Below are 15,307 nucleotides of genomic sequence, written 5' to 3'. Positions count from 1 at the left end.
GGACGTAAAGCGTGTTTTGTGGCGCATGGCTACCGTTAACGAAACAAGGGCTCGCACGCGCCGTAAAACATGCAGTCCGGACATACGTACCTCCGGAGGCCCCGCCCCCCGTCACCACGACACACCCAGCCCGTCCGGCGTTTGAGGACATCAGTAAGCCGCGCCCGCGCACCGGGCAGACGCCACGCGGAAGGAAGCCGCGCCCACCACCGGGGCGGAAGCTCAGCCTCGCCCGATCAACGGCATCGCGGTCGCCATCACCGTCGCGAACTGCACATTCGCCGACAGCGGCAGCTCCGCCATGTGCGTCACCACGCCCGCCACGTCCCCCACGTCCATCACCGGCTCCACCGCCACCTCCCCGTTCGCCTGCGGCACCCCCCTCCGCATGCGTTCCGTCATGTCCGTCGCCGCGTTGCCGACGTCGATCTGGCCGCACGCGATCCCGTACGCGCGGCCGTCCAGGGACAGGGACTTCGTCAGGCCCGTCACGGCGTGCTTCGTGGCGGTGTACGCGATCGAGTCCGGGCGGGGCGCGTGCGCCGAGACCGAGCCGTTGTTGATGATGCGGCCGCCCCGCGGATCCTGCGCCTTCATCTGGCGGAACGCCGCCTGCGCGCAGAGGAAGGTGCCCGTCAGGTTCGTGTCCACGACCTTCCGCCACGCCGAGAACGGCAGCTCGTCCACGGGCACGCCGCCGGGCCCGAACGTACCCGCGTTGTTGAAGAGCAGGTCCAGCCGCCCGTACCGTTCCCGCGCCGCCGCGAAGAGCGCGTCCACCTCCTCCGGGACGGTCACGTCCGTGGGAACGACCAGGACGCCGCCGCCCGCCGCGGAGGCGCCCGCCGCGGAGGCGACCCCCTCGGCCGTCTCCGTCAACGAAGAGGCCGTCCGGCCCGCCAGCACCAGCGACCACCCCGCACCGCCCAGCGCGAGCGACACCGCGCGCCCGATGCCCGAGCCCGCGCCCGTCACTAGTGCGATCTTGTGCTTGGAGTTGATCTCCCGCATGGCGTTCATGGGCCCGCAGTGTAGTTGAGGTACAGATAGGCGAGGCACGGACCGTCGCCGGGGGAGCCGTCAGGGGAGGGGCACATGACAGCCGCAGACCGCCACGCACCCGAACTCAGGGCCGCCGCCCAGCGCCTCGCGGCCCTGGCGCGGGCCGGAAGCCTTCCGCGCCGCCGCCTCCTCGCCGGCGCCGCCGCGCTCGCCTTCGCCGTCGGCCTCCCCCTCGCCGGCGTCGCGGGCGCCGCCGAGCTGGACGCCCGCAGGGTCGCGGCCGACCCGTTCACCCTCGGCGTGGCCTCCGGCGACCCCCGCCCCGACGGCGTCCTGCTCTGGACGAGGCTCGCGCCCGACCCGTACGTACCCGACAGCGGTCTGCCCCCCGAGCGTGTCCCCGTCGGCTGGGAGGTCGCCGCCGACGCGGGCTTCGCCCGGATCGTGGCGCGGGGCCAGGCGACCGCGCATCCCGAGTTCCACCACAGCGTGCACGTCGACGTACGGGGGCTCGACCCCGACCGCGTGTACTGGTTCCGCTTCCGTACCGGTACGTGGATCAGTCCACCGGGCCGGACCCGTACCGCCCCCGCGCCCGGCGCGTCGGTGAGCCGCCTCCGGTTCGCCGCCGTCTCCTGCCAGGCGTACCACGACGGCTACTTCACCGCGTTCAGGCACCTCGCCGAGGAGGACCTGGACGTCGTCTTCCACCTGGGCGATTACTTGTACGAGTACGCCGTGTCGTCCGCCGGCGGCGCCCGCGACTACACCGACCGCACCCTGCCCGCCGTCTTCAACCGCGAGACGGTGACCCTGGACGACTACCGGCTGCGCTACGCCCTCTTCAAGTCCGACCCCGACCTGATGGCCGCCCACGCCGCGCACCCGTTCGTCGTCACCTGGGACGACCACGAGACCGAGAACAACTACGCCGGCGACATCCCCGAGAACTCCGTGTCCCCGGAGGAGTTCCTGCTGCGCCGGGCCGCCGCGTACCGCGCGTACTGGGAGAACCAGCCGCTGGGCCCCCTCCAGGCGCCCTCGGGCCCGGACATGCGGCTCTACCGGCGGCTCCAGTACGGGCGGCTCGCCCAGTTCGACGTGCTCGACACCCGGCAGTACCGCTCCGACCAGGCGTACGGCGACGGCTGGCAGGTGCCGGGCCCGAAGTCCGAGGACCCCTCGCGCACGCTGACCGGCGAGACCCAGGAGCGCTGGCTGCTGGACGGCTGGCGGAGTTCGACGGCGGTCTGGAACGTCGTACCGCAGCAGGTGACCTTCGCCCGGCGCCGTACCGCCCCCACCGCCGGCTACAAGCTGTCGATGGACTCCTGGGACGGCTATCCGGCGTCCCGGCAACGGCTGATGGACGGGGCGGAGGCGGCCGGTCTCGCGAACCTCATGGTGCTGTCGGGGGACGTGCACACGGGGCACGCGTACGACCTCAAGAAGGACTGGGACGACCCGGACTCCCGCACGCTGGGCACGGAGATCGTGGCGACGTCCGTCACGAGCGGGAGGGACGGCCGGGACCGGCCCGCCGACTGGGAGACCTTCATGGCCGCCAATCCGCACATGAAGTTCTACAGCGGGCGGCGCGGTTACGTGAACGTCGAGCTGGGCCTCACGCGCGCCAGGGCGGACTTCCGTACGGTGGACGTGGTCACGGCGCCGGACAGCCCGGTCAGGACGGCGGCGTCCTTCGTGACGGAGGCGGGCGGCCCGGGCCTGACCCCGGCCTGACCGGCTGCTGCTCCAGTCCGCCGCCCATTACGCCGGCCCTCCAGCCCGTCCGGCGATTGAGGACATCGGTGAGCCGCGCCCCCACCGGTCCGCGGACGCCCGTCCGGCACGAAGCCCCCGCGATCGCGGACGGTCACCCCCCGGCGACAGCCGGAAACCGCACCCCGATCAGCGAACGCACCGCGTCCAGCGTCCGCATCACCGCCAGCGTGCCCTCCAGCGGCACCAGCGGGGACTCCGTCTCGCCCGCCCGCAGGCAGCGCATCACCTCGGCCGCCTCGTGCTGCATCCCCCACAGCCCGCCCGCCCCCGTGAGCCGCTCCTCCGTGATCTCCTCCGGCTCCGCGCCCGTCCGCCGCAGGACGAGGCGGTCCGGGGCGAAGAAGCCCGCCGGGATCTCGATCCGGCCCCTGGTGCCGGTGACGGTGGCGGTACGGGGTGTCTCGGCCGTCACCGAGCAGGTGAGGAGCGCCGTCGCGCCCGCGTCCCAGCCCAGCAGGATCCCCGTGTTGAGGTCGGCGCCCTCGGGGGAGAGCAGCGCGTCGGCCTGGATCCGGTCCGGTTCGCCGAGCAGCAGGTGGGCGAACGACACCGGGTAGACGCCGAGGTCGAGCAGCGCGCCCCCGCCCAGCGCCGGGTCGCGCAGCCGGTGTTCGGGCGGGAACGGGCCCTCCAGGCCGAAGTCCGCCTGTACGGTACGGATCTCGCCGATCGCCCCGTCCCGTACCAGCTCCACCAGGTGCCGGATCACCGGGTTGCAGTACATCCACATGGCCTCCATCAGGAAGAGCCCCCGCTCCCCGGCCAGCGCCACCAGCTCGCCCGCCTCCCGGGCGTCGAGCGTGAACGCCTTCTCGCAGAGCACCGGCTTCCCGGCGGTGAGGGCCAGCCCGGCGGCGGCGCGGTGCGCGGAGTGCGGGGTGGCCACGTACACGACGTCGACGTCCTCGTCGGCGACGAGCCCCGCCCAGCTGCCGTACGCGCGCGGGATCCCGAGCCGTCCGGCGAACTCCTTCGCCGAGGCGTCACCGCGCGAGCCGACCGCCACGATCTCGGCGTCCGGCAGAGCACCGACCTCGGTGACGAACCGCTCGGCGATGCCGCCCGTCGCCAGGACACCCCAGCGCACCGCCCGGCCGGCCGCCACGGGTGTCGCCCGCGCGCCCGGTGTCGCGGGTATGGGCTGTTCCGCTTCGGCTGTCATGTGCTGCCCGCCTCATTCGTAGGTGTTCACGGGTTCAGGTGTTCACGGGTTTCGCATGGATCCCGGACAAAGAGGTCCTGACCACTCCGCCTGAGCTGAGAGCATAGGTAAGGATTCAACGACATGGAGATGCGGATGCCTGACGGCGGGCGGACCACCGAAGGACGAGAAGGCCACATAGGACCGGCGCGACTCCTGCCGGACGCGGCCAAGAGGCCGCCGCGGGAGGCGGGTTCGCACCCGGCCGGGACGGCGGGGAAGCTGCCGGGACAGCGCCAGGCACCTCCCCAGGACGCGCATCCGCTCACGGAGAATCCCACCACCGCCCGCCGGGCCGGGCTCCTCGTCACCCTCGTCCTGGGCGGGCTCACGGCCCTTCCGCCGCTCTCCATGGACATGTACCTCCCCGCGCTGCCCGACGTCACCGGCTCGCTCGCCGCGCCCGCCGCCACCGTCCAGATCACCCTCACCGCCTGCCTGATGGGCATGGCGCTCGGCCAGATCGTCGTCGGGCCCATGAGCGACCGGTGGGGCAGACGCAGACCGCTGCTCCTCGGCATGGTCGTCTACGTCCTCGCCACCGCCCTCTGCGCCGTCGCCCCCAACGTCGAACTCCTCATCGGCGTCCGCCTCCTCCAAGGGCTGGCGGGCTCCGCGGGCATCGTCATCGCCCGGGCCGTGGTGCGCGACCTGTACGACGGGGTGGAGATGGCGCGGTTCTTCTCCACGCTGATGCTGATCTCCGGTGTCGCGCCGATCATCGCGCCGGTGATCGGCGGCCAGGTGCTGCGGCTCACCGAGTGGCGGGGCATCTTCCTCGTCCTCACCGTGATCGGCGCGCTGCTCACGTTCGTGGTGTGGAAGTGGCTGCACGAGACCCTGCCCGAGGAGAAGCGGCACAGCGGGGGTGTCGGCGAGGCGCTGCGTACGATGCGCGGGCTGCTCGCCGACCGGGTGTTCACCGGCTACATGCTGGCGGGCGGTCTCGCCTTCGCCGCGCTGTTCGCGTACATCGCGGCCTCGCCCTTCGTCGTCCAGGAGATCTACGGCGCCTCGCCGCAGATGTTCAGCCTGCTCTTCGGCGTCAACTCCGTGGGGCTGATCGTGGTCGGCCAGATCAACGGCAAGCTGCTCGTCGGCCGGGTGAGCCTGGACCGGGTGCTCGGCTTCGGGCTGGCGGTCATCCTGCTCGCCGGGGTGGCGCTGCTGCTCATGACGACCGGGGTGTTCGGCCGGGTGGGGCTCTTCCCGGTCGCGGCGGGCCTGTTCGTCCTGATGTCCGCGATGGGCCTGGCGATGCCCAACACCAACGCGCAGGCGCTGATGCGTACTCCGCACGCGGCCGGTTCGGCGTCCGCGCTCATCGGTACGTCGTCGTTCCTGATCGGGGCCGTGGCCTCGCCGCTCGTCGGGATCGGCGGCGAGGGGACGGCGGCGCCGATGGCCCTGGTCCAGGTGGTGAGCGCGGCCGGTGCGATCGGCTGCTTCCTGGGGCTGGTACGGCCCTGGCGTCGGCCGACGCGCTAGGGCGTGTCCGCGAAGTGGGGTCTGGCTCGCGGCGTCTGGCACGCGCGCTCGCGGCGTTGTCGGACCCACCCCGTACGTCCAGTACGGGGTGGGTCCTCCGCCTTGCGATCGCACGCACCAGATGCCGCGAGCCCCGCCCTCCGGGCGGACGACCCCACTTTGCGGACACGCCCTAGGCGCGCAGTGGGTACGCCGTCAGGTGCGGCCGGTCGCGGGCGTCCGTCCAGGGGAAGAGCCCCATGCCCGCCGTACTCCCGCCCGGCAGCCGTACGTTGGGGGCCAGCGCCACCGGCTCGGGCTCCCCGGCCGTCAGGTCCACCACGACCGGGCTGCCGCCGCCCGCCAGCGCGTCCGTCACCGAGCGGGCCAGGGCCGCGCCGTACGCCGTGCCCTCGTTTGTTACGGCGGTGAGGGTCAGCGGACCCGTGCCGTCCGCCTCCTCGAAGCAGTGGCCCTTCCGGGTCGCCAGGTCGAACGCGAGGCGGCCGGCGATCAGGTAGCGGCCGGTGGGGGAGAGGGCGGGCTGCGGCGCGTCGACGGGCGCGAGCGCGGGCCTGCGGCAGCGGGTACGGGCCAGCACCTTGCCGGTGGTCAGGTCGTGGACCGCCCAGGTCTCGTGCGTGGCCGTGTCCTTGGCGCCCTTCCTGCCCTGCCACCGGGCGAGGATCCGGCCCGGTGCCACGGAGGACAGCACTCCGGAGGCGGGCGCGGTGCCGGTGGGGGCGACGGTACGGCTGAACCAGCCGCCGCGCACCCAGAATTCGGCCGCGCCGCCCACGAGGACGCCCTGCTCGGTCACGGCGCGCAGTTCGGTCAGCCGGCCGCACTCCCGGCAGCCCTTCGGCCGGCCGAGCGCGCCGGGCTCCACCCGGGACACGGCGCCGGTCGCCGGGTCGACCACCGCGCCGGTGGCCTTCCCGTCGCTGATCAGCACGCGGGAGCCGGCGGTGGTCACGACGGGGGCGGCGGGCCAGGGCACTTCGACGCGGTGGCGGGCGCCGGTGGCCGCGTCGTACACGTCGAGGGAGACGATCGTGTCGGAGGGGGCGGGGGCGGGGGCGGTCGCGTCGAGCTTTCCGTACGACCAGGTCACGAAGTAGGCGCGGCCGTCGGCGGCGGTGACGTTCAGCAGGCGCGGGGCGAGGCCGGGGGCGAACAGCGGGCGGGTGGGCGCGCCGTCCCAACCGCGCTTCCCCGACGCCGGGTCGAGCGTCCGGAGCCGGAAGCGGTTGCCTCCGGCGCTCTCCAGGTGGGCGAGGCGGGTCGCGGTGCCGGAGCCGGCGAGCGCGTACGGGAGCGCGTTCGCGGGCGCGTCGGTGGGCGGGGCGCCGGCGATCTCCCAGCCGTGGGCGGGGTCGTAGGCGGGCGGGACGGTGAGCCGGGCCAGGGGTGCGGCGCTCCCGGCCCCCGGCTTCCGGTCCGCCCGGGCGCCCTTGGCTTCGATGCCGTTCTCTCTGGCGCCGTCGCGGTAGGCGGCGAGGAGGACGACGAACGCCACCACGATGGCGCCGGCCAGCAAGGACAGGCGTAACGCCCGCTGTCTCATGGTTCCCCCGGGGTGAGATCGGCCGCGGGGCCGCGGGTGCGGCGGGGGCGGCGTTCGTCAGCGTAGGCGTGGTCCTCGCCTTTTGTCCTCGCGCCGGACGGGCGTCTGCGCCCCGGTGGGGGGCGCGGCTTCCTTCTTTGTCCTCGCGCCGGACGGGCTCTGTTTGTGGCGTCTGCCCGGGGCGCGGGCGCGGCTTACTGATGTCCTCAATCGCCGGACGGGCTTGGTGGTGCCCGCTGCGGGCCGTCTTTTCCGGTGCGGGTTGTTGCCGGGGGCCGGGCAGGGGTCGTGTCCTGCACTGCATGTTTTACGTCGCGTGCGCGCCCTCGTTTTGTTTGACGGTAGTCATGCGACACAAAACACGCTTTACGTTCCGGACACGACCCCTGCCCGTCCCCCTTCCAGGCCCGCGCACAAGACAACCGACGGCCCGTCGGGCGAGGGGCGGAGCCGAGTGCCCCGCGCCCGGGGGCAACCCGGGCCCTCCCGGAGGAACCTCCAGCCCGTCCCGACGCACCCCGACCTGCCCGGACGCCCCTCTCCAGCCCGTTCCGACGTACCCCCCAGCCCGTCCGGCGTTTGAGGACATCCCTGACCCGCACCGGCGCACCGCGCAGGGGCACCATCCAGCCCGCCCGGACGCACCCCCAGCCCGTCCGGCGTTTGAGGACTATCAGTGAGCCGGGCCCGCGCAACGGACCGCAGGACCCCGGGGGCGGGCGGGGTCGTTCAGTTCACCCTCGGCGTGAGGGGGGTGGGGTCGGAGGAGGTGCGTGTGGCCGGACGTAAAGCGTGTTTTGTGGCGCATGGCTACCGTTACGCAAAACAAGACCTTGCACGCGCCGTAAAACATGCAGTCCGGACATACGTGCCTCCGGAGGCCCCGCCCCCCGTCACCACGACACACCCAGCCCGTCCGGCGTTTGAGGACAAGTAGTAAGCCGCGCCCGCGCCCCGGGCAGACGCCACAAACCCAGCCCGTCCGGCGCTTGAGGACAAGCAGTGGGCCGCGCCCCCCACCGGGGCGCACACGCCCGTCCGGCGCGAGGACAACAGTGAGCGCCACGGACACCTCGCGGCGGTGCGTACCATTTGGCGGTGAACGCCGACACCTCCTCCACCACGAACACCTTGCGCGCAACCCTCGCCGGGCTCCTCGACGGCCTCCCGCCCAAGACCGCCGCGCAAGCCGTGGAGCGGCTCATCGCGAACTACCGGGGGGAAACCCCCACCGGCACGCCCCTGTTGCGCGACCGTTCGGACGTCGCCGCCTACGCCGCGTACCGGATGCCCGCGACGTTCGAGGCGGTACGGGCCGCGCTGGACGCGCTCGCGGACGCCGCGCCCGGCTGGGTGCCGGCCAGCCACCTGGACGTGGGCGGCGGCACCGGCGCGGCCGTGTGGGCGGCGGACGCGACGTGGGCGGAGCCCCGTACCACCACCGTCCTGGACTGGGCGGAACCCGCCCTCGCGCTCGGCCGGGAGCTGGCCGAACGCTCCGGCCTCCCCGCGCTGCGCACCGTCGAGTGGCGGCGCGCCAGGATCGGCACCCCGCTCGCCCTGCCCGACACCGACCTGATCACGGTCTCGTACGTCCTGAACGAACTGACCGGGCGCGACCGGAGCGCGCTCGTCGCCGACGTGGCGCGCGCGGCGCGGGCCGTGGTGATCGTGGAACCGGGCACCCCCGACGGCTACTTGAGGATCATCGAGGCCCGGCGGCAGCTCATCGGCGCGGGTCTGCGCGTCGCCGCGCCCTGCCCGCACGACGGCGCCTGCCCGATCGAACCGGGCACGGACTGGTGCCACTTCGCGGCCCGGGTCGCCCGCTCCTCCCTGCACCGGCAGGTGAAGGGGGGCTCGCTGCCGTACGAGGACGAGAAGTTCAGCTATGTGGCGGCGGTTCGCTTCGAGCCGCAGCCCGTGCGGAACCGGGTCGTCCGCAAGCCGCAGATCCGTAAGGGTCAGGTGCTGCTGGAGCTGTGCACCCCGGCGGACGGGCTGCGCGGCGAGACGGTCACCAAGCGGCACGGCGAGCTGTACCGGGCGGCTCGCGACACGGCGTGGGGCGACGCGTGGCCCCCGCCCGGCCCCGGGGCCGGTGGCGCGCACGAGCAGGGCGAGTAGAACAAGCAGGGCGAATAGGCGGACACCTCGCTTCGGTCGTGATTCGTTCGGGTGATTCCCTCGGTCGGTGTCCCGGCGGTGGTGAGACGATACGTCTCGCCTCCTCCCGTTGGTAGATTCACGTCATGGCCGACAGCAGGGCACCCGACTCCACCCGCCGCAGCGACCGGTCCCGCCGGGCGATCCATGACGCCGCGCTCGCCCTGGTCACCGAGGTCGGCTACGCGAAGACCACCGTCGAGGGCATCGCGGCCCGGGCCGGAGTCGGCAAGCAGACGATCTACCGGTGGTGGCCCTCGAAGGCCGCCGTCCTCCTCGAAGCCTTCCTCGACCTCACCGAGCAGGCCGCCCGCGCCGCCGCCGACGGGGCGGCCACGTACGAGATCCCCGACACCGGTGACCTGGCCGCGGACCTCAAGCTGGTGCTGCGCGCCACGGTCGACGAGATGAACGATCCCGCCTTCGACCTCCCCTCACGCGCGCTCGCCGCCGAGGGGATCGTCAACGCCGAACTGGGCGCCGAGTTCGCCCGCAAGCTCCTCGAACCCCAGCTCCAGCTCTACGTGAAGCGGCTGCGGGCCGGTCAGGAGGCCGGTGACGTACGGCGGGACCTCGACCTCCGTATCGCCCTGGAACTCCTCGCGGGCCCCCTCGCGCACCGCTGGCTGCTCCGTACCCTCCCGCTCACCCACGCCTACGCGGACGCCGTCGCCGACTACGCCCTGTACGGTCTCGCCCCGCGCGGCTGACCGGGGGACGACCGGCGACGACCCGGCGGACCACCGGCGGCTCGTCCGTGGCCGACCCCCGGCTGGGGAGGTCGGCCACCCGGGAGGCAGGATGGTGCGACCATGGAAGAGGCCGCAGGGGCCGGCGTGAGGTGTGTGAGGGGATAGATGGGCGACGACTTCGGCCGCTACCGCGGCACGGACAGCAGGATTCCCCAGTGGTTGCGCAGGCGTGCCAAGAAGAGCGCCGAGGCGCTCGACGGGGCGGCGGCCAATCGTGAGGCACTGTTGCTCGCCGTGGCCGACGCCGGTATGCCCGTCTCGCCCGCGGCCCATCCCGTCGGCTACCGCTGTTCCTGTGAGCGGATCGGCTGTCCGACCCCGGCCCGGCACCCCATCTCCTTCGCCTGGCAGACCCAGTCCACCACCGACCGCGCCCAGATCGAGCGGTGGGCCCGCAACCAGCCCCAGGCCAACTTCATCACCGCGACCGGCATGATCCACGACGTGCTGGACGTACCGCTGGAGGCGGGCAGCCGGGCGCTGGAGCGGCTCCTCGAACGGTCCGTGGACGTCGGCCCGGTGGCCGACTCCGGCGGCGACCGCATGCTCTTCTTCACCGCCACCCGGGGCACCCCGGAGGACGAGGACGAGTGGTGGCCCTGCGAACTGGACTGCCACCCCGAGACGATGGACGAGCACCCGGGGCTGCGCTGGCACTGCCGGGGCAGTTACGTCCTCGTACCGCCCGCGCGGCTCCCCGGCGACCTGGCGGTGCGCTGGATCCGCGGCCCCGAGCTGCCGCTCCCCGATCCCCTGACGCTGCTGGAGACCCTGACGGACGCGTGCGCGCGGTACGCGGGCGAGAACGGCGAACTGGACCCGCACGCGGTGGCCTGGCCCCTGGGCCGCTGAACGACCGCGCCGGCGGGCCGCGTTACGAGCCCACCGCCCCCGTCACGCCCTGCAAGCGGCCCAGGACGTCGACCTGGCCGGAGGCCGTCCCGCCCGCCCCTGCGCGCGGGACGACCACCGCCTGGTTCGACATCCACTCCTTCGTCACGGTGTTGGTCACCGTGCCGGTCATGAGCGCCTTCACGTCCGGGCTCACCTGCGGCCGCAGCCCCTTCGCCGCCGTCTGCCGCTCGAAGAAGCGCGTGGCGAAGAAGACGAACGCGCCCCCGTCCTCCGTCGCCAGCCCGACCGGCGCGAAGTCCCCGCCGTTCAGGGGCTGGTCGACGTACTGCTGGGTGAACCCCGGTACCCGCGCCCGCTTCTGGCGGTCCGCCCGCCACTCGGTGGTGTGCGGCCCCGGCGCGAAGTGGGCGGGCCGCCCGGTCCGCAGGTACGAGGTGTACTCGGTGCTCAGCACCTTCGGCGCCACCGCGAAGTTCGAGTCCTCCGGCGATATCGCCTCGCCCCAGCCGTCCTTGTCGGTCTTGAAGGCCGGCACCGCGCCCTTGGACAGGATCGCCAGATACGCGACCTCCCACGGACGGTCCTTGGCGTTCCGTACGAACACCAGCACCCAGTTGTTGTCCTGCGGCCCGCCGTCCACGTCCCGGTTGCTGTCGGTGTCCGCGAGGAAGAACCGCGGCCAGCCCGCCTTCTTGGGGATGGTGAACTTCGCCTCGGTCAGTTCCAGCGGTACGTGCCGGGGGTTGCCGCCCGGATCCGTGACGCTCCGCGACTTCAGCCCGGCCTGGTTGATCGCGCCCAGCGCGCCCGTGACCTGCTCCGCGTCCAGCGCCGGATCGAACGCCAGGTCCGAGGCGTTGTACGCGTCGGTGAAGACCTTCAGCGCCCGCGCGGCCTCACTCCGCGTCGCCGACGGTACGACCGCCAGCTCCCCGTGCACCGTCACGCACCCGCTCGCCGTCAGTGACAGCGACGTGACCGCCGCCAGCCCCACCACTGCCCGCATCGGCCTCATCATCGGTCGCCTTCTGCTCCTCGGCCCCGCCCCCGCCTCCAACTGACCGTCCGAACCATACCGGGGCCAGGAACAGCGCGAGTGTCGGGACCAGGTAGAGCAGCCACACGACCAGCTGGACCACGGTGGGATCCGGCTGGAAGTTGAAGACGCCCTTGAGGAGGGTGCCGTACCAACTGTCCGGCGGGATCGTGGAGCTGATGTCGAAGGCCTTGTCCGACAGGCCGCCGATGTGGTCGGCCTCCTGGAGGTCGTGCACCCCGTACGCGAGCACACCCGCCGCGACGACGACCAGCATCCCGCCGGTCCAGGTGAAGAACTTCGCCAGGTTGATCCGGAGCGCGCCCCGGTAGAAGAGCCACCCCAGCACCACGGCGGTGGCGAGCCCCAACAGGACGCCGGCCAGCGGCTCGTACGTGCCGTCCTGCGACGCGCGCACCGACGCCCAGACGAACAGCGCCGTCTCCAGGCCCTCGCGGCCCACCGCGAGGAACGCCGTCGCGACCAGCGCGCCCGTGCCCATCGCCAGCGCCGCGTCGAGCTTCGCCCCCAGGTCCGCCTTGAGGTGCCTGGCCGTACGCCGCATCCAGAAGACCATCCACGTCACCAGGCACACCGCGACGATCGACAGCGAACCGCCCAGCGTCTCCTGCGCCTCGAACGTCAGCTCCTGCGAGCCGTATTCGAGCCCGAAGCCGAAGGCGAGCGCCAGCACGATCGCGACCGAGATCCCGATCCAGATGGGCCGCAGCGCGTCGCGCCGGCCCGTCTTCACGAGGTACGCGACGAGGATGCAGACGACGAGACTGGCCTCCAGGCCCTCTCGCAGACCGATCAGGTAATTGCCGAACACGGCGGGTCCCTTCTGCTCTCTCTGCTCAGGAGACCAGCGTCCGGCCCCACCAGTCGTCCTTGTCCCGGACGCCCGGCGGGATCGCGAAGACCGCTGAACCCACGTGCTGGATGTAGTCGTTGAGCGCGTCGGAGCGCGCGAGGGACTGCTGTACGGGGATGAACGCGTCCCGCACGTCCCGTTGGTAGGCCAGGAAGAACAGGCCCGCGTCGAGCCGGCCGAGCCCGTCCGTACCGTCGGTGAAGGAGTAGCCGCGCCGCAGCATCCGTACCCCGTGATGGGAGTCCGGGTGCGCGAGCCGCACATGCGCGGTCGGCAGCATCGCCTTGAGGTTGGGCTTGTCGTGCTCGTGCGCCTTGCCGACCGCCGCGCCCTCGCCCTTGTCCCGGCCGAAGATGTCCTCCTGCTCCTGGAGGGAGGTGCGGTCCCAGCTCTCGATCCGCATCGAGATCCGGCGCGCGACCAGGTAGGACCCGCCGGCCAGCCAGCCGGCCCCGTCCTTCGCCGACACCCACACGTGCCGGTCGAGCGCGGCCGTGTCCGTCCCGTCGATGTTGCTGGTGCCGTCCTTGAACCCGAAGAGGTTACGGGGGGTCTGGGCGCCCGGAGTCGTCGACGACGTCTTGCCGAAGCCCAGTTGGGACCAGCGGACCGCGACCTTGCCGAAGCCGATGCGGGCGAGGTTGCGGATGGCGTGCACGGCGACCTGCGGATCGTCCGCGCACGCCTGCACGCACAGATCGCCGCCGGTGCGCGCCGGGTCGAGGTTGTCGCCGGGGAACACGGGCAGGTCCACCAGCGCGTCGGGCCGCCTGCCCTCCAGGCCGAACCGGCCCTTGGCGAAGAGCGAGGGGCCGAAGCCGACGGTCAGGGAGAGCCGGGACGGCTTGAGCCCCAGCGCCTCGCCCGTGTCGTCGGGCGGCGCCTCGGCGAGCCCGCCGTACGCGCCGTCGCCGACCGCCTGGCCCGCGGTCATCCGCTCGGCGGCCCGCGTCCAGTCCTTGAGGAGCTGGACCAGCTCGGCGCGGTCCTTCGTCGTCACGTCGAACGACGCGAAGTGCAGACGGTCCTGTACGGGGGTGGCGATCCCGGCCTGGTGCGTGCCGTGGAAGGGGACCGCCGCGCCGCTCTCCGCGGCGGGCTCGGTCGGGTCCCCGCCGCGCACCGCCGCGACGGTGCCGCCGGCCGCGACGGCACCGAGCGCGAGCCCGGCGCCGCCCCAGCCGAGGAGGGAACGGCGGGAGGGCGCGGGGGCGTTGGCCGCCCGGGCGGCGGGCCCGCGCTCGCTCTGGGGTCCGGGCCCGCGCTCGGGCTCGGGAGAGCTCTCGGTCGTCTGGTCGTTCACGGCGTACCCGTTCCCTTTCCGTGCCTGATGCCTGAGGCCCGACTACTTGACGACGGCGGCGGCGAGCCGGGAAAGCGGCTCCGCGAGCGCGTTCACCGCGTCGGAGAGCTCCTTGCGCTGCGGCTCACGGACCGTGTCGTACGAGACGAACTCGTACGAATCGGCCCCGCCCGTACGGTACTTGTCGAGCAGCGTGTTCAGCGCGGCGAACTGCTTGTCCAACTCCGTCACCAGCGCCGCGTCGTTCTTCCCCGCGACCGGCTTCAGCAGCTCGTACGACTGCTGCGCCCCCTCGACGTTGGCCTTGAAGTCGACCAGGTCGGTGTGGCTGTAGCGGTCCTCCTCGCCGGTGATCTTGCCGGAGGCGACCTCGTCGAGCAGTTCCTTGGCGCCGTTGGCCATGGAAGTCGGCGTGATGACGGCCTTGCCGACCCGCTTCTGCCAGTCGGCCAGGTCCTTGTCCAGCTCGTCGGCGAGGGCCGGGGCGTCCGGGCTCAGCTTCTTGTCCTGCCAGAGTTCCTTCTCCAGCCGGTGCCAGCCGGTCCACTTCTGGCCCTTCTCCAGGCCGTCCGCGCGGGTGTCGACCAACGGGTCGATGTCACCGAAGGATTCGGCGACGGGCTCGGTGCGCTCCCAGCCGATGCGGGAGGGCGCGTATGCCTTCTTCGCGCCCTCGAGGTCCCCGGCGCGCACGGCGTCGGTGAAGACCTTCACCTTCGGCAGCGTGGCATCGGCCTGCTCCTGGGCGTACTTGCGGTACGCGGCGACCGCGGCGTCCTTCTCCGGGCTGCGCGCGACGGCCGTACCGCCGGTGACGGTGACCTTCTGGCGGATGCCGTCGCCCTTCATGCCGGGCTTGCAGGCGATTTCGTACGAACCGGACTTCACCTCGGCGGTCAGCGTGGCCTTGGTGCCGGGCCCGATGTTCTCGCGCTCCGTCACGATGCGGTCGTCCGGGAAGAGGAGGTAGACCTCGGTGACCTTCGAGCCCTTGTTCTCGACGGCCAACTCGACGTGGCCCGACGGGAACTCCTTCTTCGACACCTCGCAGGAGGTGTCCTTCGCCGTGACCCGGACGGCGTCGCCGCCGGCCTTGGCGTCGCTCTTGTCGGCACATCCCGTGACGGCGGTCAGGGCGGCCACCGCGGCGATCGCGGAGACGACGGAGAGGCGGGCAGGGCGCATGCGGGACTCCACAAGGGTGGTGACGAGGGACGGGACGTGGGTGAGGCAGACCTAACTTAACGAAGGCTTACCTGGCTTTGCCCCCTTCGTCCAGTGATTCGGATCTCACTCCCC

The 15,307-nt window shown here is 72.6% G+C and carries 12 protein-coding genes; 5 read left to right on the top strand and 7 right to left on the bottom strand.

The features are described from left to right. Positions 1-222 precede the first annotated feature (222 nt). Complete coding sequence (locus ACIODU_RS27940) at positions 223-1,020, bottom strand: SDR family oxidoreductase (RefSeq protein WP_401770825.1); 798 nt, start codon at positions 1,018-1,020, stop codon at positions 223-225. Positions 1,021-1,095: 75 nt separating this feature from the next. Here ACIODU_RS27940 and ACIODU_RS27935 point away from each other — a divergent pair, with 75 nt between their 5' ends. Beyond that, positions 1,096-2,745 carry an alkaline phosphatase D family protein gene (locus ACIODU_RS27935; protein ID WP_401770823.1) on the top strand — a complete coding sequence of 550 codons (1,650 nt, stop codon included), beginning with the start codon at positions 1,096-1,098 and terminating at the stop codon, positions 2,743-2,745. Between the two features lie 133 nt (positions 2,746-2,878). Here the strand turns inward: ACIODU_RS27935 and ACIODU_RS27930 are convergent, their stop codons facing one another. Beyond that, positions 2,879-3,949, bottom strand: coding sequence for a Gfo/Idh/MocA family protein (locus ACIODU_RS27930; protein ID WP_401770821.1), 1,071 nt, complete (start codon positions 3,947-3,949; stop codon positions 2,879-2,881). A 129-nt stretch (positions 3,950-4,078) separates the two neighbouring features. Here ACIODU_RS27930 and ACIODU_RS27925 point away from each other — a divergent pair, with 129 nt between their 5' ends. After that, on the top strand, positions 4,079-5,476 hold the full coding sequence (locus tag ACIODU_RS27925; protein ID WP_401770846.1) for a multidrug effflux MFS transporter: 1,398 nt from the start codon (positions 4,079-4,081) through the stop codon (positions 5,474-5,476). 172 nt (positions 5,477-5,648) lie between these two features. Here the strand turns inward: ACIODU_RS27925 and ACIODU_RS27920 are convergent, their stop codons facing one another. Next, complete coding sequence (locus ACIODU_RS27920) at positions 5,649-7,022, bottom strand: hypothetical protein (RefSeq protein ID WP_401770819.1); 1,374 nt, start codon at positions 7,020-7,022, stop codon at positions 5,649-5,651. Positions 7,023-8,120: 1,098 nt separating this feature from the next. Here ACIODU_RS27920 and ACIODU_RS27915 point away from each other — a divergent pair. From ACIODU_RS27915 to ACIODU_RS27905, 3 genes are all read left to right on the top strand, one after another. After that, positions 8,121-9,149 carry a small ribosomal subunit Rsm22 family protein gene (locus ACIODU_RS27915; protein WP_401770817.1) on the top strand — a complete coding sequence of 343 codons (1,029 nt, stop codon included), beginning with the start codon at positions 8,121-8,123 and terminating at the stop codon, positions 9,147-9,149. Between the two features lie 125 nt (positions 9,150-9,274). Then, entirely contained in the window at positions 9,275-9,898 is a 624-nt protein-coding gene (locus ACIODU_RS27910; RefSeq protein WP_401770815.1) for a TetR/AcrR family transcriptional regulator, read from the top strand. 147 nt (positions 9,899-10,045) lie between these two features. Next, positions 10,046-10,792, top strand: coding sequence for a bifunctional DNA primase/polymerase (locus tag ACIODU_RS27905; protein WP_356432287.1), 747 nt, complete (start codon positions 10,046-10,048; stop codon positions 10,790-10,792). 22 nt (positions 10,793-10,814) lie between these two features. Here the strand turns inward: ACIODU_RS27905 and ACIODU_RS27900 are convergent, their stop codons facing one another. Genes ACIODU_RS27900 through efeO form a run of 4 tightly spaced genes read right to left on the bottom strand, consistent with a single transcriptional unit; the run spans position 10,815 to position 15,193 of the window. Beyond that, positions 10,815-11,801, bottom strand: coding sequence for a hypothetical protein (locus tag ACIODU_RS27900; protein WP_401770812.1), 987 nt, complete (start codon positions 11,799-11,801; stop codon positions 10,815-10,817). Continuing rightward, positions 11,692-12,663, bottom strand: a complete 972-nt coding sequence (gene efeU / locus ACIODU_RS27895; protein ID WP_356432288.1) for an iron uptake transporter permease EfeU — start codon at positions 12,661-12,663, stop codon at positions 11,692-11,694. The genes ACIODU_RS27900 and efeU overlap by 110 nt, the downstream gene beginning before the upstream one ends. Before the next feature lie 25 nt (positions 12,664-12,688). Beyond that, positions 12,689-14,008: an iron uptake transporter deferrochelatase/peroxidase subunit gene (gene efeB / locus ACIODU_RS27890; protein WP_401770809.1), complete on the bottom strand. Its 1,320-nt coding sequence runs from the start codon at positions 14,006-14,008 to the stop codon at positions 12,689-12,691. A gap of 42 nt (positions 14,009-14,050) precedes the next feature. Further along, complete coding sequence (gene efeO / locus ACIODU_RS27885; RefSeq protein ID WP_356432292.1) at positions 14,051-15,193, bottom strand: iron uptake system protein EfeO; 1,143 nt, start codon at positions 15,191-15,193, stop codon at positions 14,051-14,053. Between the last annotated feature and the right edge of the window lie 114 nt (positions 15,194-15,307).

Origin of the sequence: Streptomyces sp. NPDC088261 (assembly GCF_044740805.1) — a bacterium.
Classification (GTDB): domain Bacteria; phylum Actinomycetota; class Actinomycetes; order Streptomycetales; family Streptomycetaceae; genus Streptomyces.
The sequence above is the reverse complement of the archived record's forward strand: the minus strand, read 5'-3'. Positions and strand labels throughout refer to the sequence as shown.

Coding starts and splice junctions, on each gene's coding strand:
- ACIODU_RS27940 (WP_401770825.1), bottom strand. CDS start 1,020: ATGAACGCCATGCGGGAGATCAACTCCAAGCACAAGATCGCACTAGTG.
- ACIODU_RS27905 (WP_356432287.1), top strand. CDS start 10,046: ATGGGCGACGACTTCGGCCGCTACCGCGGCACGGACAGCAGGATTCCC.
- ACIODU_RS27920 (WP_401770819.1), bottom strand. CDS start 7,022: ATGAGACAGCGGGCGTTACGCCTGTCCTTGCTGGCCGGCGCCATCGTG.
- ACIODU_RS27925 (WP_401770846.1), top strand. CDS start 4,079: ATGCGGATGCCTGACGGCGGGCGGACCACCGAAGGACGAGAAGGCCAC.
- ACIODU_RS27910 (WP_401770815.1), top strand. CDS start 9,275: ATGGCCGACAGCAGGGCACCCGACTCCACCCGCCGCAGCGACCGGTCC.
- efeO (WP_356432292.1), bottom strand. CDS start 15,193: ATGCGCCCTGCCCGCCTCTCCGTCGTCTCCGCGATCGCCGCGGTGGCC.
- ACIODU_RS27930 (WP_401770821.1), bottom strand. CDS start 3,949: ATGACAGCCGAAGCGGAACAGCCCATACCCGCGACACCGGGCGCGCGG.
- ACIODU_RS27935 (WP_401770823.1), top strand. CDS start 1,096: ATGACAGCCGCAGACCGCCACGCACCCGAACTCAGGGCCGCCGCCCAG.
- ACIODU_RS27900 (WP_401770812.1), bottom strand. CDS start 11,801: ATGCGGGCAGTGGTGGGGCTGGCGGCGGTCACGTCGCTGTCACTGACG.